Origin of the sequence: Streptococcus sp. HMSC10A01 (genome assembly GCF_001807785.1) — a bacterium.
In the GTDB taxonomy this organism is placed as follows: Bacteria; Bacillota; Bacilli; order Lactobacillales; family Streptococcaceae; genus Streptococcus; species Streptococcus gordonii.
The window spans coordinates 1-15489 of sequence record NZ_KV790984.1; the positions used below are offsets into that span (position 1 = coordinate 1).

The 15489-nt window shown below is 39.6% G+C and carries 18 protein-coding genes and 1 pseudogene; 1 reads left to right on the top strand and 18 read right to left on the bottom strand.

Features of this window, described 5'->3' with window-relative positions; translation table 11 throughout:
* The 6 genes from HMPREF3108_RS10255 to HMPREF3108_RS10275 form a co-directional block, all read right to left on the bottom strand.
* Window positions 1-1656, bottom strand: a 1656-nt coding sequence (locus HMPREF3108_RS10255; protein WP_256262239.1) for a SpaA isopeptide-forming pilin-related protein, incomplete at its 3' end; no start/stop codon positions are given.
* Between the two features lie 329 nt (window positions 1657-1985).
* A complete protein-coding gene (locus HMPREF3108_RS10260) occupies window positions 1986-2726 on the bottom strand; it encodes a class I SAM-dependent methyltransferase (protein ID WP_012130563.1) in 741 nt (246 codons plus the stop codon).
* 243 nt (window positions 2727-2969) lie between these two features.
* The gene (locus HMPREF3108_RS11015) at window positions 2970-3098 is read right to left on the bottom strand and encodes a hypothetical protein (RefSeq protein ID WP_141738462.1); all 129 of its coding nucleotides are present in this window, start codon (window positions 3096-3098) and stop codon (window positions 2970-2972) included.
* Between the two features lie 33 nt (window positions 3099-3131).
* Window positions 3132-3488, bottom strand: coding sequence for a class Ib ribonucleoside-diphosphate reductase assembly flavoprotein NrdI (locus tag HMPREF3108_RS10265; protein WP_176744528.1), 357 nt, complete (start codon window positions 3486-3488; stop codon window positions 3132-3134).
* Window positions 3489-3836, bottom strand: a complete 348-nt coding sequence (locus HMPREF3108_RS10270) for a hypothetical protein (RefSeq protein WP_070494470.1) — start codon at window positions 3834-3836, stop codon at window positions 3489-3491.
* Between the two features lie 161 nt (window positions 3837-3997).
* Window positions 3998-4609 carry a TetR/AcrR family transcriptional regulator gene (locus tag HMPREF3108_RS10275; RefSeq protein ID WP_141738464.1) on the bottom strand — a complete coding sequence of 204 codons (612 nt, stop codon included), beginning with the start codon at window positions 4607-4609 and terminating at the stop codon, window positions 3998-4000.
* Window positions 4610-4712: 103 nt separating this feature from the next.
* Between HMPREF3108_RS10275 and HMPREF3108_RS10280 the strand changes: the two genes are divergently transcribed.
* Window positions 4713-5663, top strand: a complete 951-nt coding sequence (locus tag HMPREF3108_RS10280) for a hypothetical protein (RefSeq protein ID WP_048778368.1) — start codon at window positions 4713-4715, stop codon at window positions 5661-5663.
* A gap of 117 nt (window positions 5664-5780) precedes the next feature.
* Here the strand turns inward: HMPREF3108_RS10280 and HMPREF3108_RS10285 are convergent, their stop codons facing one another.
* From HMPREF3108_RS10285 to HMPREF3108_RS10335, 12 genes and pseudogenes are all read right to left on the bottom strand, one after another.
* Window positions 5781-6197 (bottom strand): DUF3021 domain-containing protein, encoded by a 417-nt coding sequence (locus HMPREF3108_RS10285; RefSeq protein WP_045635130.1) that lies wholly within the window; start codon window positions 6195-6197, stop codon window positions 5781-5783.
* Between the two features lie 10 nt (window positions 6198-6207).
* Window positions 6208-6663 (bottom strand): LytTR family DNA-binding domain-containing protein, encoded by a 456-nt coding sequence (locus tag HMPREF3108_RS10290; protein ID WP_070494474.1) that lies wholly within the window; start codon window positions 6661-6663, stop codon window positions 6208-6210.
* A 22-nt stretch (window positions 6664-6685) separates the two neighbouring features.
* On the bottom strand, window positions 6686-7531 hold the full coding sequence (locus HMPREF3108_RS10295) for an ABC transporter permease (protein WP_070494475.1): 846 nt from the start codon (window positions 7529-7531) through the stop codon (window positions 6686-6688).
* Between the two features lies 1 nt (window position 7532).
* Window positions 7533-8399 carry an ABC transporter ATP-binding protein gene (locus HMPREF3108_RS10300; protein WP_070494476.1) on the bottom strand — a complete coding sequence of 289 codons (867 nt, stop codon included), beginning with the start codon at window positions 8397-8399 and terminating at the stop codon, window positions 7533-7535.
* A gap of 1010 nt (window positions 8400-9409) precedes the next feature.
* A pseudogene (locus HMPREF3108_RS11085) lies at window positions 9410-10541 on the bottom strand (FtsX-like permease family protein); the annotation flags it as partial.
* A complete protein-coding gene (locus tag HMPREF3108_RS10310) occupies window positions 10522-11301 on the bottom strand; it encodes an ABC transporter ATP-binding protein (protein ID WP_070494480.1) in 780 nt (259 codons plus the stop codon). The pseudogene HMPREF3108_RS11085 and the gene HMPREF3108_RS10310, both read right to left, overlap by 20 nt.
* Window positions 11302-11311: 10 nt before the next feature.
* Window positions 11312-11440 (bottom strand): hypothetical protein, encoded by a 129-nt coding sequence (locus HMPREF3108_RS11020; RefSeq protein ID WP_256262240.1) that lies wholly within the window; start codon window positions 11438-11440, stop codon window positions 11312-11314.
* A gap of 116 nt (window positions 11441-11556) precedes the next feature.
* A complete protein-coding gene (locus tag HMPREF3108_RS10315) occupies window positions 11557-12315 on the bottom strand; it encodes a TraX family protein (protein WP_070494482.1) in 759 nt (252 codons plus the stop codon).
* 197 nt (window positions 12316-12512) lie between these two features.
* Entirely contained in the window at window positions 12513-13157 is a 645-nt protein-coding gene (locus tag HMPREF3108_RS10320) for a DUF6572 domain-containing protein (protein ID WP_048778347.1), read from the bottom strand.
* Between the two features lie 25 nt (window positions 13158-13182).
* Complete coding sequence (locus HMPREF3108_RS10325; protein ID WP_070494484.1) at window positions 13183-13740, bottom strand: hypothetical protein; 558 nt, start codon at window positions 13738-13740, stop codon at window positions 13183-13185.
* Window positions 13741-13785: 45 nt separating this feature from the next.
* Window positions 13786-14766, bottom strand: a complete 981-nt coding sequence (locus HMPREF3108_RS10330) for a sensor histidine kinase (protein WP_070494486.1) — start codon at window positions 14764-14766, stop codon at window positions 13786-13788.
* Complete coding sequence (locus HMPREF3108_RS10335; RefSeq protein WP_008809440.1) at window positions 14750-15436, bottom strand: response regulator transcription factor; 687 nt, start codon at window positions 15434-15436, stop codon at window positions 14750-14752. Before HMPREF3108_RS10335 ends, HMPREF3108_RS10330 begins: the two co-directional genes overlap by 17 nt.
* Window positions 15437-15489: the final 53 nt, after the last annotated feature.

The window sequence follows — 15489 nt, forward strand, 5'->3', positions numbered from 1 at the left end:
TTCTGTACCACCAAGGTTAACCTTACTGAAGGTAATTGGTTTTGGACTAGTATCCTCTTTATCAGTAATAGTCAGAACTGGACCAGCTGCAAGAACAGTGTCATCAGCTCCCTTATTCTTAATAGTGATAGAACCGTCAGCATTAACTGTAAAAGTAATATCTCCTACAATTTGATATCCCTCTGGAGCATCGAACTCTCTTAGAGTGTAGGTGCCTGGTGCCAGCTTAATCACTTTAGAAGTGTCAGCTACAGTAGTCCAGTCTGCAACAGGTGCCTCTTCAAGATTGACTGTATCTCCACTATAGATTTTCAGTTCCGCACCTGGAATTTCTTTTCCATTTGGATCCACCTTCTTAAAGGTGATATCCTTTTCGGTTGGTGTCTTCTTGTTGACAATATCACGAGATACCGATTTATCAGTTCCGAAATCTTGTGAACCAATCTTGATTTCCTCAGTTGATTTGTCATATCCTTCTGGTGCTGTCACTTCTCGGATAGTATAGTTGTCTCTCAACAACTCTCCTACGCTCGCATTACCATCAGCATCTGTTGTCAACTTGCCAACTACTGCCCCAGTACTGTCACGAACCACTTCAAATTCAGCACCTTGAAGATTTTCACCTGCTTCATTTACCTTGTGGATCTTAATAGAGAATACATATCCTTCAGCTACACCACCAGCAATCTGATAGGTACGAGTGCTAGTTGATTGTTCAGTCAGACCACCATTATAATTCATCTTGGCTACGTTCGTAATTTTTTCGCCATCAACTAAATCATAATTTGCTTTAGCCCTATATTCAATCATATAACCAAAGCCATTAGTATCTCCTAGAGGTAAAGTGAATCCATCTCCGCCCGGATTTACAGTCATTTGTTTCTTAAATGTTTCTGTCATATCCTGAGCATTAGACCATTTCCAATCTCCGTTATTCCAACGCCAATCTACTTTATAAATACGAAAAGTATCTGGTAAGAAGGTGAAATTTGGAGACGAGAACGCATCCTTGATGGTTATATCACTATAGTTGGCCATATTGCGGTTTACAGTAATATTGTAACGAATAACATTTTTCTCGTCATCCTTATACTGGAAGGAACTCTTTTCAATCTTAGAGTCATACTGTTTAGGAGGTCCATTATAATGAACAGTCCCTGGAACTAAGGTCCGTGTTCCTATTGTAAATCCAGCATTCAAGTCACCTTCTTGACTCACTACATCATGGTCAACCCGAGCATAGAAGAAAAATTCTCCACGGACACCAGATTTTTGCTCAACATAATTTGTATATGTTAAGGTAATCGTTTTGTTTGCAGAATCCAAAAATCCATTTGCAACAAGATTACCTGACTCGTCCTTAAGCTCAATGGCTGAAGAGTTCGCAAAAGCATACTCTGGCGGCAAGGTGATTGTCGTCGTATCTCCTTGATGTACTTGGTTATCAGGCAATACAAACTTTGCGTAAACGCGAAAATCTTGCCAAATATCAATGCCTTGTGTTAAGTCTCCTCCAGAAGAATTTTTGAGACTCATCTCAGTAATGACATCATTAAATTCGGCCGCCTGCACTTGGGCAAGAGGAGTTAATGATGGCAAAACCACTCCCAAACAAAGAATAATGACGTGAAGCCAAGTTCTAATTCTTTTGTTCATGCAATCTTCCTTTCTCATAATATTCAGTTTTGAATGTACAATGTAATTGTATACTAACTGATTTCCCCATCTTATAAGTGTTTACCTTTACAAAAAAGCAAACATTTTTATAGATACATTACGCCTTCATTCTACCATACTATCAATAAAAAGACCATACGTAATCAGTCTTTTTTTAATATTCATTCAATTTTCATTAACTTGCTAGCATTGAACAAATAATTACATTAACTTTCAAATTAAATTTGGTGCTACTAAATCAAATTTCTTCTGACTTTTTGGGTCCAAAATGCTACAAAAAAACCGGAAAAATATCCGGTTCGAATGATTTATTTCCTAAAAGTCAAGGCGTAGAATTTACCATCCCAGAGGAATTTCAATTCCTTTTCTTTGACGCCCGCTGGAACTGCCGCCTCAATTTCTCCAAGATCAACAGTAGCATCCTTAAAATAGTCCTTGCTAAAGTGGTTTTTCTTATATTGTTGGTCCACATAATCCGCCGTCTCATCTGAAATCATAATTTTAGTCCCTGGTTTAGCCACCCGGAGCATTTCCTGCATGGCCTTGGCCTTATCGGTAAAGAAATTGATTCCACCAATATGATAAACGATATCAAAACTATTATCCGCAAAGGGTAGATCTTCCGCACAGGCATGAAAGAGTTGTAGATTGGTCTTCTTAGAGCAAGATTTCTGACATTTTTTCAGCATGCCTATAGAAATATCTGCCCCGAAAAAGTCTAAGCTTTTCAGGTCAATATTCTCAGGAATGTAGCGCAGGTCTTGACCAGTCCCGATAGAGACATAAAGAACTGACAGATGGTCCTTCCATTCTATTTCTGCCATTAGCTCCCTTCTCAGCTTATCGACTGCCTTTCCATAGAGAAGGCCACCCAGCCATTTTTCGCTCATATCATACCAGCGAGCGAAGCGATTATACATGGTCATATACTTAGCATTATCGCCAGAGATATAGTCCGGATTCAGAGCCAGGTAGATGTCTCCATCTTTTTGAAGTTCATCCACTTTCAAGTCTTCCTTCAGTTTCTCTTGTATCTTTGTTTCCATCATGTTTCTTATCTCCTTTTTCTATTTGACAATTATTATAGAGAATTCTGAAACAAAAACAAGAGATTTTCAGCAAGTGGCTACCCAGCGTTAGCAACCGGAAGAAATTGCTTAACAAGTTGCAGAAAAAGAAACGAATTTTATACAAAAGAGTCTGGAGCTTTCCGCTTTCAGCACTTTGGGTCCAATTGGTCAGCTTTCTACCATCCTTGAAATTGTACTAACCTGCTTCTTATCTGATGCTTTTTATTTGCTAGAATTTCTTTCCGTCTTATCTGAAGTGTCGGGCTCTTTCTGTGTATGCCCGCAGGCCGTTAGGATAAAGGCAGAAATCAGAGCCAGAAACAAGTTCCCAATTTTCTTAAACCTAGGCATACGAGTCCTCCATTTAGGCGAAACTTGATGAGACTAGCACTCCGCCAAAAACGCCTGCACAGTCTTGACATCTTCTGCGCTACCGCCTCGGTCAATATCACAGATATGCTGGAGACCATATTTTTCAATAATCAAGGTAGTTGCCCCACAAAAGGTCCGGCCGTGTTTAACAGAGTCGCCATTGTTAACAAAACCTTTAATCAGCCCAGGATGTTTCTTGATAAAGCGTTTGGTAGACCAAGGAATTTTCCCAGCACCAGCATTTCGAGTAATGAGAATACAAGGCTCTTCCAGTTTCTCCTTGATGCTCTGGGTCGGATAGCCCAGTGATTCTGCAAATCGTTTTCCAATACCAGTATTTGAATCATAAACTACAATCATCTTCATCACCTACTTTCTTAAAAAGAGAATAGCAAACCAAGCCGCAAAGCCTAAAACCACGACATCTGAGATGAGCATAAGCATAAACTCCAAATCTGGCATCATGTGAATATAAATTAACAATGCCACAGTTGTCAAAGCCAGTACCGCCAGCTTCGCAACTGCCGGCAAGCCCGGAATCAAAGCTGCTCCGATTAGAACAATGATGAGACCTCCGACTAAAAATGACTGAAAATCCACACTTAAACTAAAACCAACGGTCACACCGCCGTAGCCAATGGTCAAAAGACCAATCGCGACCAGACAGATACCCAAAATAGCCATTCCACTCATAGCAAATCCTCCTTGCTTGTTCATTCTATTTCCTCACTTTCTATTTTTGAATGAACGCTTCCAAATATTCATTCAAAGCTTTCTAACCATTCCTATTCGCACTACATAAGACATCACCTCCTTTGTTTGTGAATGAATAGTTTTAGAAATTCATTCACTAATGCTTTTAAGAAAAGGAATTTCCTCTATTTGGAAAAAATCCCCTTAACAAAATATTTCACTAAAGTCTCAAGACTATCGAAGTAGCCTGAAAAATCCTGTTCTGTAACATGCATGTCTATGTAATAAATCAAGTCATAAACCTTCATGATCTCAGCTATTTTCTCCTGCGAAAAGCCCTCTTCCTGCAAGCGCTGGCTGAAGGTCTGAATCAGAAACTGATGAAAGGCATTGGACGCTCGTCCGGAATCCTGATTATAGTAATCATGCAGAATTTTAGAAATCCCTGGCTTGTTCCACTCAGCCAGAATTTTATTGGGTGAAATCAATTCAAAAGTGACTGCAAAAAGCTGTTCAACGATTGTCTCGGGCTCGCCCTGCCAGTCTACGCGTTGCATGATTCCCTCACGTATACGGCTATTTTCAGCTACATAAACCTCCAAGAAGATAGCTTCCTTGGACTCATAATACTTGTAAAAGGATCCGACAGCCATATGGCTTCTCTTGGCAATATCAGAAATTCCAGCTGCCTTATAGCCTTTTTCCGCAAAGACTTCTCTAGCCGCAGCCAGGAGCTCATTTTTTTTATCCATTTTCCTGTCTCTTTTGTGAATGAATTTTATTTTATATTCATTCATATTTTAACACTTGTTTTACAAAAGTCAAGTATTTTGCTATACTACAGTCTAGATATTCTTTGAACATCAAATTATTATACCGAATTTTATTGGAGGTTTAGTAATGCTTAAAGAAAAACGCAATCAGGGAATGATTGGCCTATTATTTATTACTCTAATTTTTCTTGGGATAGCTGGTGCCATGGCCTTTATCCAATACCAAAAGGCTAATCCTAAAATTGCCTACTCAGCAGACACCGCTAAAGTTTCTTCTGAAACAGTTTATACTGAAGTTTATGATATCTCTCCAGAACCTATTTTCCCAGTAAATGATAAAACTGAGGTTTGGCTGGTTCAATATAAGGATGGATATGTTGGCGTTCAAGCGAAAAAAGGTGATAAGCAGATCGCCAAGCTAGTGGAGCAAGCAAATAAAGGAGAGCTAAAGAAAAATCCCGCACGACTTGTCGGTACTTACATAAATACAAGTGTTCAAAAGAAGGACCAATCATATATCTCCAACTTTTCTAGCTTGATGCATAGTCTAAGAAATGAAGTTGGAGATATCTCGGCCAAAATTGCAACTAGCTCTTATATCTCTCTTTCTGAGTTTGACTCTGATCATTCCAAATTCATCTTTTACGTCCTATTCTTAGTCGGTTTATCTGCCATTTTTATCGGAACTGGACTCTTCAACCGCAGAAAGAATGTGCAAGCTTATAATGAAATTTATTCAATTTATCCAGAAGTCCAAGAAAATCTTAATCTCTTACTAGAACAAGCTTCCTTCCATGACGAAGAATTGAAAATCATCATCTATAAAGATCACCTGATCACTTATTATCGTGGTGTAAGAACTGTTGACCTCAAACAGGTTATCCACCTCTACCACCATATTTTCACCATGCATCGAGGCTTTGCATCCAACAGAAATTCTACTCTGATAGCTGTTCGATCAAATAACAAGAAATATCAGATGCCTATTAGAAATATTGGCAAAACGACAGATATTCAACTTCGGTCTACTTTTGACTATCTCTACAATTACTTCCCTCATATCAAATTAGGAGTGTAATGTCACATAAAACTCAAGCTAGATTTTCCAGCTTGAGTTTTTTATATAAAAACAGGAGCAGGATACAATCCCAGCTCCATTTTTTATGATATGCTTGTCAGAACGTTTTTCGGTAGATTACTTGCCTTCTTTTTCCCTTCTGCGCTTGGCCAAGGCACTGTTAATCTTCTTAGTCTTAAGATTTGTATCCAAGTAAAGAAAGAGCCATACAAAGAGATAAATCAGAATAAAATCTAGCCAAAAATGCCAGTTGAAAATTAAAAATCCCCAGTTATTGTAGACCATGAAACAGCATACTAAGACTGAGACGGCGACAAAATGCAGTAAAATCGAGACTAAAATAGAGAATCGGTCTTCAAGAGTTTTTAAAATTGAACTGACAATCCCAATCAAACCGCTCATCACCATGACACTGATGATATTACTAGTTGTGGGCGGATGTTTTTGAATAGAGAAAGCAAGGAGAATCAGATAGACTGCACTCCCTGTCTGGATGCCCATTAATATAGCATGTAGACATTTTTTTATACTCATCACTTACCTCCTAGATTCCCAGATATTTCATTAAGAGTTTAACATAGCGACGGCTGACTTCGGTCTTGATTTGATTGGTCAGCTTGGCCGTCATATTGCCAGAAAAACTGTCAGACAAAGACTCCAGATGGTCAATATTGATGACAGCATGCCGGGAAACCTGGATAAAGTTCGAGCTGCTAATCCGTTGCTGAAAGCGAGTCAAGGTCTCTGTCGTCTGATAAATGCCTTCTCTGCTGTAAATCATCAAAGTTGTCTGGTTGATGTCTGCTAGGATTATATCTTCAGTCTTCAGCATGATAAGCTTATCGTCCGACTTGATAGGCAGGACACCACTTGGCCCAGCCTTGTACTGCTCTAAATAATCTAAGATGGCCTTGGCCTCTGCCGCTAGCTGGTCTGCCTTGACCACAACCAGCGGATCCTTGGATGAAATGGTTGGATCTGTTTCAAATTTTGCTTGCAAGAGGAAGCTCCCTATTCACATTCTATTGTAGTTTCAGCCGGCGGATGACAATCATATTTTGCACTATCCAAATAAGCGCTATTGCAACTAAAACTATTCCAACTATATAGAAAGTTTCTGTCCTTGTCAAGAGCTCCTGCCATTCAATGCGAATTCCCATTATTTTTTCAAAAGCTACTCGTGACTGGCTGTTATTGGCAAAAGTGTCTGCTAGACTTTCCTTCATGAGAAGCTGTCTGAAAAGAGATGCCATGTAGTTAGAAGGCGTAAGCTTCATCAGGTTTTGTGCCATGTTCGGCAAGTTTCCAATAGGGATATAGGTTCCCACTAGAAAACCAGAGGTCGCTCCGACTACTGTCGCTAATTTACCTAGACTATCCACTGATTTGAAGCGTAGAACAATCAGAGCGTTTATTAGTGTGGCCAAGAGGCTGTTCAAGATCATCAGAAGCACCAGGTAAGAAAGTTTTCCCCATTCAAAGGAAATTTTATCCGCCTGCATAAAATAGCTGAGCATAAAGGTAAACATAATGACCTGCATCAAAAAGCCGATAATAACAGAACTGACAAGATAACTAAGCTGCAAGCCCCACGGTCCTAAGTCCGTGATAAAAAGATCGTCTGTTACCATCCGCTCCCGGTCTTCGACCTGCCGTGAGAAAGCTGCCAATGTGGTTGTTAATGCTGTAACTGCCAACACGCCACCAATCAGCCACAAGTCCATCAGCTGGCTGGAATAGCCTCCAAAATTACTTTTCAAAAAAACGATATAAAGCACAAAGGGAATAATGGCTCCAAAGAGGGACAAAATTACCCCACTGCGGTTGCGAAAATAAAGTAAAAAATTGCGTTTAATCAAAGCGAGCATATTAGCGTACCTCTCTTCCTGTCAGTGCCATAAAAGCATCGTCCATGGTTCCGGGTTGGAATTCAAATTGTTCAATATAGGGACCTGCCTGAGCCAATAAGTCCAGTGCTTCTTGAGTCGTTTTAGGGTGAAGGATAAATTCCCCTTCCTTGACTTGCTCCCAAGCACAGTCTCTTGGCAAACTTTTCTCTAAACCTGCTACATCCGGACTCATAATCCGTAAGATATTGCGGGCGTAGTTTCCCTTAATCTGGTCTGCAGATCCTTGGGCAATAACCTGACCATGATCTACGATATAAATCTTATCCGCATCGTCTGCTTCATTAAGATAGTGGGTTGTCAGGACAATGGTCATCTTCTCTTCTTTCTGAATTTGCTTGAGTAGGCTCCAAATACTCTCCCGAGTCTGAATATCCAGCCCCGTTGTAGGCTCATCTAGGAAAAGCAGGTCTGGACTATTGAGCAAGGCTCGTGCAATGTCCACCCGACGTTTTTGACCACCAGAAAGTGTCCCGTACGGTTGCTTGACAAAGGCTGAAAGACCAAGCTGAGAGACCAAGCGTTCGATTCTACCTGCAGGCATCTCCTTGTACTGCTTAGCTCTGATAGTCAGATTTTCCAAAACTGTCAGCCGAGCGTCCAACACACTGTTTTGGAAAACCACACCCAGTCTAAGCTTTTCAGCATAGCAAATCTGCCCGGACGTTGGCTTCAAGAGACCTATCAGCATCTGGATAGTCGTAGACTTGCCTGCTCCATTAGGGCCCAAGACAGCGGTAAAACTGCCTCTCTCAATCTGAATATCGAGGCCATTGACTGCCACCTTATCGCCATAAAGCTTGCTAAGATTTCTTGTTTCTACTAACATGATATTTTCTCCTGTCCTTAACTTCTGAGACTATAATAGCAAGTCTTTTTTGAAAAATCTCAGCTTTTTGGACAAGCGGTAAAATGAGGGAGACAAGAGGTGAAAATCTAGACATCAAAAAAGCCCCGACCAGAGGTCAGGGATAATAGACTAGCGTGTAACAATCTTTCGATAGCTACGTGAAGTTAATAAGAATACTAAAATATAAGCTAGTAAAAAGACGCTACAGGTTATGATCGTTGTCTGAATTAATAAGGGCGTATTGGTCACACCTAAAAGCGCCACAATCAAACTAAGCATATGAAAAGCAGCCGCAACATGGCAGAAAGCAAAGATTAGGGGTAAGAAAAACACTGTTACGATTTGCTTACGTATAGTGCGCTTGGTTTGCTTCTCATCAAGACCAACCTTTTGCAAGATGACAAATCCATCACGATCTTCATAGCCTTCAGAAATCTGCTTGTAGTAAATCACCAGAACAGCCCCCAACAAGAAAATGACTGAGAGAAACAGGCCTATAAAGAGTAAGGTTCCCGTCACCTGTTTTTGGTTTTGCTTAGCTTCTTCTTTATTAGTAGTTACAGTATAACCTCCGACTTGCAGACGGTCCATTTCTTCTGTTACTGCTTTTTGTACTTTATCAGAAAACTCCTGGTTGCTCTTCGTATTACTAGAGATACCGATATAATATTCATGCAAAGCGTCCAAACCGACTTCTTTTATATCATTGACAACCATGTTTAACATAGCACCCCCAGCCATGATATGCCCGTTGGGTAAATTTCCATGAGTAAAATCTTGTGAGGTAATTTGCTTGATTTTCCAGTCTTTGCCATTGATACGTAAGGGTTGATTTTTATCTAAAGATAAGTTTCTACCATAGATAAGTGTTTCACCATCAGCTAAGTCTAATCTTTCTCCTGTCATCTTCTCATAATCCTGACGGCTTACAAGCATAAAGCTACCTACCGCCTTGCTGAAAGATTGAGGTGCTTGCACAAAGTTACGATCGCCAACAGTTACTTCATTACCTGATATCTGAGAAAGCATCGATGTTTGATAGAGATAGTCAGAGTAAGTCGGATTTTTCAGTCCAGTCTCTTGAGCAATTTCTTTCACTTTTTCTAGTAGAGGTTCATTTCTATCTACTGTATCTGGCAAGGATACTGTAACATTATAGTCTTTTGGATAGAGAGTATCAATATAGTCTTGGCCACCTACATAAATATTAATCGTTCCTACCAAGGTCACAAGAAGCATGGTTGAAAGGATGGAAATCGTAGCCAAGCCTGCAGCATTTTTACGCATCCGAGAAATCAAGTTAGATACTGAAATAAAGTTCTGAGGCTTGTAATAGTAACTTTTACGTTTTCTTAGAAAATTTAAAAGTGTAATTGATCCAGCATTAAAGAGCAAATAGGTCGCTACAACAACCATGAGGACCGCTACAAAGAAATTAGCAATAGCTGCAACAGGCTTTGTAACTGTCAAGGCTATATAATAAGCAACTCCCATGAGAATGACTCCCAAAAGGGTCTGCAAACCTAAGAATTTCCCCTTCTTTTCTCCTGCTTTCTTTTCTCGCATGAGGTGGAGTGAGCTATAGCGCAAAAGCCTCATAGAATTAAGAAAAAGAATGATAACAAAAGCTAGTCCCAGACTGACTAAAGTCAACCAAATATTAGACCATTGGAAGGTTGAGGTCAACACAACAGGCATCCCCATAAACTTCAAGAGCAGAGCATAAAGGAGCTTATCTAGTAGCGTTCCACAGATAATTCCTAGTCCGACAACCCCAGTATATAAAAGACACAGCTCTATGAAGGTCATAGTGAGTAGGTGCCTTTTTTCCATACCAAGTATACTATAAATCCCCAGCTCTTTGGAGCGATTTTTCATGACAAAACTATTGGCATATGTCACAAGAATCAATACCGCAATTTGAATAACCCAAATCCCAAATTGCAGGGTCATACGAGCTGCTGACCCTCCATAAGTCGTCTCCATATTACCACTATAAGTCAAGGAAATAAAACTATAGAGAATAGCGGTTGCCACAAATGTAGATAGGATAAATGGATAATAAAGACTGCGATTCTTAATAAGATTTGAAAGAGCCAGCTTACTGGTTAGTTTGAACATAATCACCCACCTCACTTGCCATAACAGTCAAAGTATCTGAAATCTCCTGGAACATCTGACGTTCCGTCTTATCACCTCGGAAGATCTGATTGTAAAGAATGCCATCCTTGATAAAGAGCACCCGCTTTGCTCGGCTGGCTGCTGATGTCGAGTGGGTCACCATGAGAATGGTCTGACCTTGGTCATTAATATCATCAAAAACATCTAAAAGCGCAGCCGATGACTTGGAATCCAGTGCCCCTGTTGGCTCATCCGCCAGCAAAATCTCTGGATCAGTGATGATAGCACGCGCCACTGCAACCCGCTGCTTCTGACCACCGGAAATCTCGTATGGATACTTTTCTTGTAGCTGATTAATTCCTAATTCAGTACAAGTGCTGACCAATTTTTGCATCATCTCTGTGATGGGGCGTCGAGAAAGCACTAAAGGCAAGAGGATATTGTCCTTAACTGACAAGGTATCCAGCAGGTTAAAATCCTGAAAGACAAAGCCTAGCTTTTCTCGGCGGAAGCTGGATGCTTGGCTATTTTTGATAGTCGCTGTATCAGTCCCATTCAGAAAGACTTGCCCTTCTGTTGGCTTGTCCAGCATGGCTAAAATATTGAGGAGTGTCGACTTACCTGAGCCGGACTCTCCCATGATAGCCACATAGTCGCCCTCATCCACTGTAAAGTGGATATCCTTTAGCGCTTCTACTTGATTGCCCTGAAAACGGGTCTTATAAATCTTTTTAACGTGTTGTACATCTAATAAACTCATAACTTCTCCTTTAAAATCCTAAGTACATTTCTTGAGCCACCTGATTGGCCTGGCATCCGAATTTCGTCCATTCAATTTCTTTTTGACTTGGCCGAATGGAAGATTTGCCTTTCTTTTGACTGATCTTAAATAATTTCATTCTAAACACTTCTTTCTTTTTGATAATCTTATTCTACCGAATTTGCACTCGGCTTTCCATAACCTAATCTTACAATTCAGAAAGGAATCTTACACTTTTGTAAGATGGAATAAATCTTATTTTACCCAAAAGGCTATCAAAGCAATCAACCACAGATGGGCTGGATAGAAAATGTAGAAGAAATATTTGCTCCACTTACTGGTATAACCGCGCTCGCCATTGTAGAGATAAAGAAAAGGTAAGACAGTGATAAAGAGCCAGTCTGAATTGTAGAGCATCATCGAAAGGGTTTCTGACAAGCTTGGATAAACTTCGATACTCATGACAAACAGCAGAACAGCTAGAGCAAGGTAAAGCAGATTGCGCAGAGCTTCGTTCTTTCGATACCCGTAAGTAATAAGCATAAAGGGGATCATGACCATGCCACCTTCCGTCAAGAAAGCAGCTACTAGAAAGACTACTGCGCCTAAGCCATAACGGATCCATTTATCACGCCCATTAAGTTCAAGTTTCTCTTTAGAAAATCCAAAGAAAATCCCCAAACTCAAAACACCACAAGCTAGTGTTAAAAAGATATTATTGGAGTTGTGTATTTCTTTTGACTGTAAAAGAAAATTTAAAATGACATTTCCAAAGAACATGAGCCCCGCCCAGAAAAAGAGACGAAGATTATATGTAATGCGGTTGCGCGTGTGAATAAAACCCTCTACTGCCGCAAAGGCAAACCAAACTCCTACACAGCGGGTCACTGCATGAAAAATACCATCCCATCCAACTGGTAGCAAGCCAGGAATCTTATCAACGTGATCCAAAACCATTAAAAGTGCCATGATTAGTTTTATTTGAAAGCCATTGAGGCCATTCCCTTTTTTCATTTTCTTTCTCCTTTTTCTTTTATAGTCTTATCTTATAAAAATTAAAGAACACCTGCCATAACATAACCTTTCAATTCAAAAGAAAAACCTTACAAATTTGTAAGGTTAGGAGAAAGTTATAATGTGGAGGAAAATTTCTGCTTTCTCGAGAGAAAGTATGCCTTGGACTCGCCGGTCTATATTCCTCGCTCTCTTTTTTACTCCGGCAATTCTACCTTCAAGCTCATATCTGTAGGTTGTAACACTTTCTGAACTGCCGCTAGAAAGGCTAGACCATTATCAGATGGGGAATACTGGAATGTGATATGGATGACTTTTTTATCAAACTTATCACCGTATCGTTCCACATACTGTTTGCTTTCGAGGAAGTAGATATAATTATTGAGTTTTTCTTGCAGAATTTCCAGATGGACTGCCTCTATTTCTTCCTGCCAGCCAACTGGGTCCGCTAGGAGAAGCTCCAAATGATTATCAACAGTGCCAATAGCATCAAGTTCAGTTGGATTTAGTTCTGAAGAGATGGCTTTATGTAACAATTCTTCAAATTCTTGATTAGAAAATAGCCGTTCCACTGACGACGGATTTACTAAAATACGAGTGGGTGTTGATCTAAAATAACTTTGCATAGCTATTTCCTTACTTTCCTTAGTCACCCATTCTCCAGTTTCTAAGAATAGTTCCACCTCATAAGCATCTTGTTCGGATCTCAAAGCCTTGTCTACTAATTCTTTACTAACTGGATAAGTAACTTCTCTTTCTTGATGCCCTCCTGTCATCCAGGACATTGTATAACAACCATTTTCTTCAGTTATAATAAACCCATTTCCTTTTATTTGACTCATACTCCCACTCCCCCAGTTCTTTCTCTTATGAAATGTTTCTCTCCCTGACCTTCTTTTCTCCCACAAGTAATTGCATGATCGTTGGCCATTTTCTAAGTTGATAGTCAAATCTGAACATGAAGATTACTAATAGACAGAGGAAGCAAAAGATCACTGCCTTGACTTCTTTCTCTATAATAAATAAAGCCACGGAAATTGGAGTTGTAATGATGAAAAAAGATAGCATAAGTTGCAAAAAAACTTTTCGTCTTTTTAATCCCTTAATAAATGCTTCTTTTTGAGCACCTTCTAACTCTGATCTTTTTAATTTTAGACTAGAATGATAATAGCGGATTATTAACTTTGCTGAAAAATAAGCTGGTAGACTCAGGAAAACGACCAAAAATACTCTGGTCCACATATTTTCCAATAAACCAATTTGAGTGATCAGAGCAGAAATTTTATATATAAGGGATAAAGTGATGGGGACCCAGACGTAATACCAGTTACTTGGAGTAGAAGTCTCCTCCATTAGGATCTTATTTTCCCAATCAAAATGGTATTTTTTATTGTTCCATATTCCTAAATTAATGATTGACTTCACATTTTCACTTACCTTTCAGTTAGAACTTTCTACTAGGGATTATACTCAATCAATCGCCAAGCGTTTTTCCGCTAGTCCGATTTTTACTATAGTGCCTTGACCGACTTGGGAATCTAATGACAAGGAATTACCCAGTTGATCGGATATTTTTTTTGATAAATAAAGTCCTAATCCAGATGATTGATGAGTCAGGCGACCATTATAGCCTGAAAAACCTCTTTCAAAGACCCGCATAATGTCACTGTCCTTAATCCCCAAACCAGTATCTTTCAGGTAAAGAACGTCATCTTGGCAGAAGATTTCAATTCCGCCTTCCTTGGTATACTTGAGGCTATTAGATAAGACCTGCTCCAAGATAATCATAAACCATTTTTTGTCTGTCACAATAGTTCGATCCAAATCGTGCAAGTTCAGTGTCAAACCTTTCTGGATAAAGAAAAGAGCATATTTTTTGACTACTTCCTTGACCAAATCCTCCAGATTTTCCTTCTTCAAGACGAGGTCGTCATGGAAACTTTCCAAGCGCAGATATTGAAGGACTAGGTTGACATAAGATTCTATTTTGAAAAACTCTTGACCCAGTTGCTTCTTGGCATCTGGATCTGTCAAGTCCTGCACCAATAAAGATCCAGCCGCAATAGGAGTCTTAATCTGGTGGGCCCAGAGGGTATAGTAGTCCATCAAGTCGTTGTAGCGCTCTCGTTCTAGGACTGATTGACTCTTTTTTTCAGCTTCCATTCTTTGAACCTTTTCAAATAGCAGAGCTTCCACAGCTGTTTGGGTCTGTCCCTGTCCATAAAGCAGCTGATTGTGATAGTTCTTATAGGCTATCAAACTATCTATAGAAAGAGTCAAAATCCCCAAAACCAGCAAAAGAATAAAAATATACTGAAGAACTACACGGCTATCTTCAAATATAAAACTAAAAAATAGTAACAAACCAAAAAACAGCAAGAACTGCAAGAAAAAATAGCGTCTTGAGTAAATATAATATTTGATAAAGAAAAACTTATTCCGTGTGTCCATTTGTCAGACCGTATCCAATCCCTTTTTTCGTCTCAATAAAGTTCTTGAGACCTGTTTCTTCCAGCTTTTTCCGGAGCCTAGCAACATTGACAGATAGGGTATTATCATCGATAAAGAAATCGCTGTTCCATAGCTCTTTCATCAAATCTTCCCGCTCAACTATACTGCCTGCTCGCTCAAATAAAACACGTAAAATCTGGAATTCATTCTTAGTCAGAGTAATGACCTGACCATTATACATCAAGTCCATAGACTTGAGATTTAAAATCACGCCTCGGTGTTCTAGGAGATTTTGATCTGTACCAAACTCATAAGAGCGGCGCAACAGTCCTTGAACCTTAGCCAGAAAAACATTGTTATCAAAAGGCTTGGTCACGTAGTCATCACCACCCATATTGATAGCCATGACGATATCCATAGCCTGATCTCGTGAAGATAAAAACATGATTGGAACCGTTGAAATCTTGCGAATCTCCTGGCACCAATGATAGCCATTAAAGAGGGGCAGACCAATATCCATCAAGACCAGCTGAGGTTCCTCCTTAACAAAAAGAGATAAAACCTCCATAAAATCTTCAACCGCAAAAACTTGATAACCCCATTGTTCCAACATCTTTTTAATCATTTGACGGATGACTGGATCATCCTCTACTAACATAATCTTATGCATTTTCGCCTCGCTCAAAATTATTTATAGCTATTATACCAAATTCTTTAGCAATT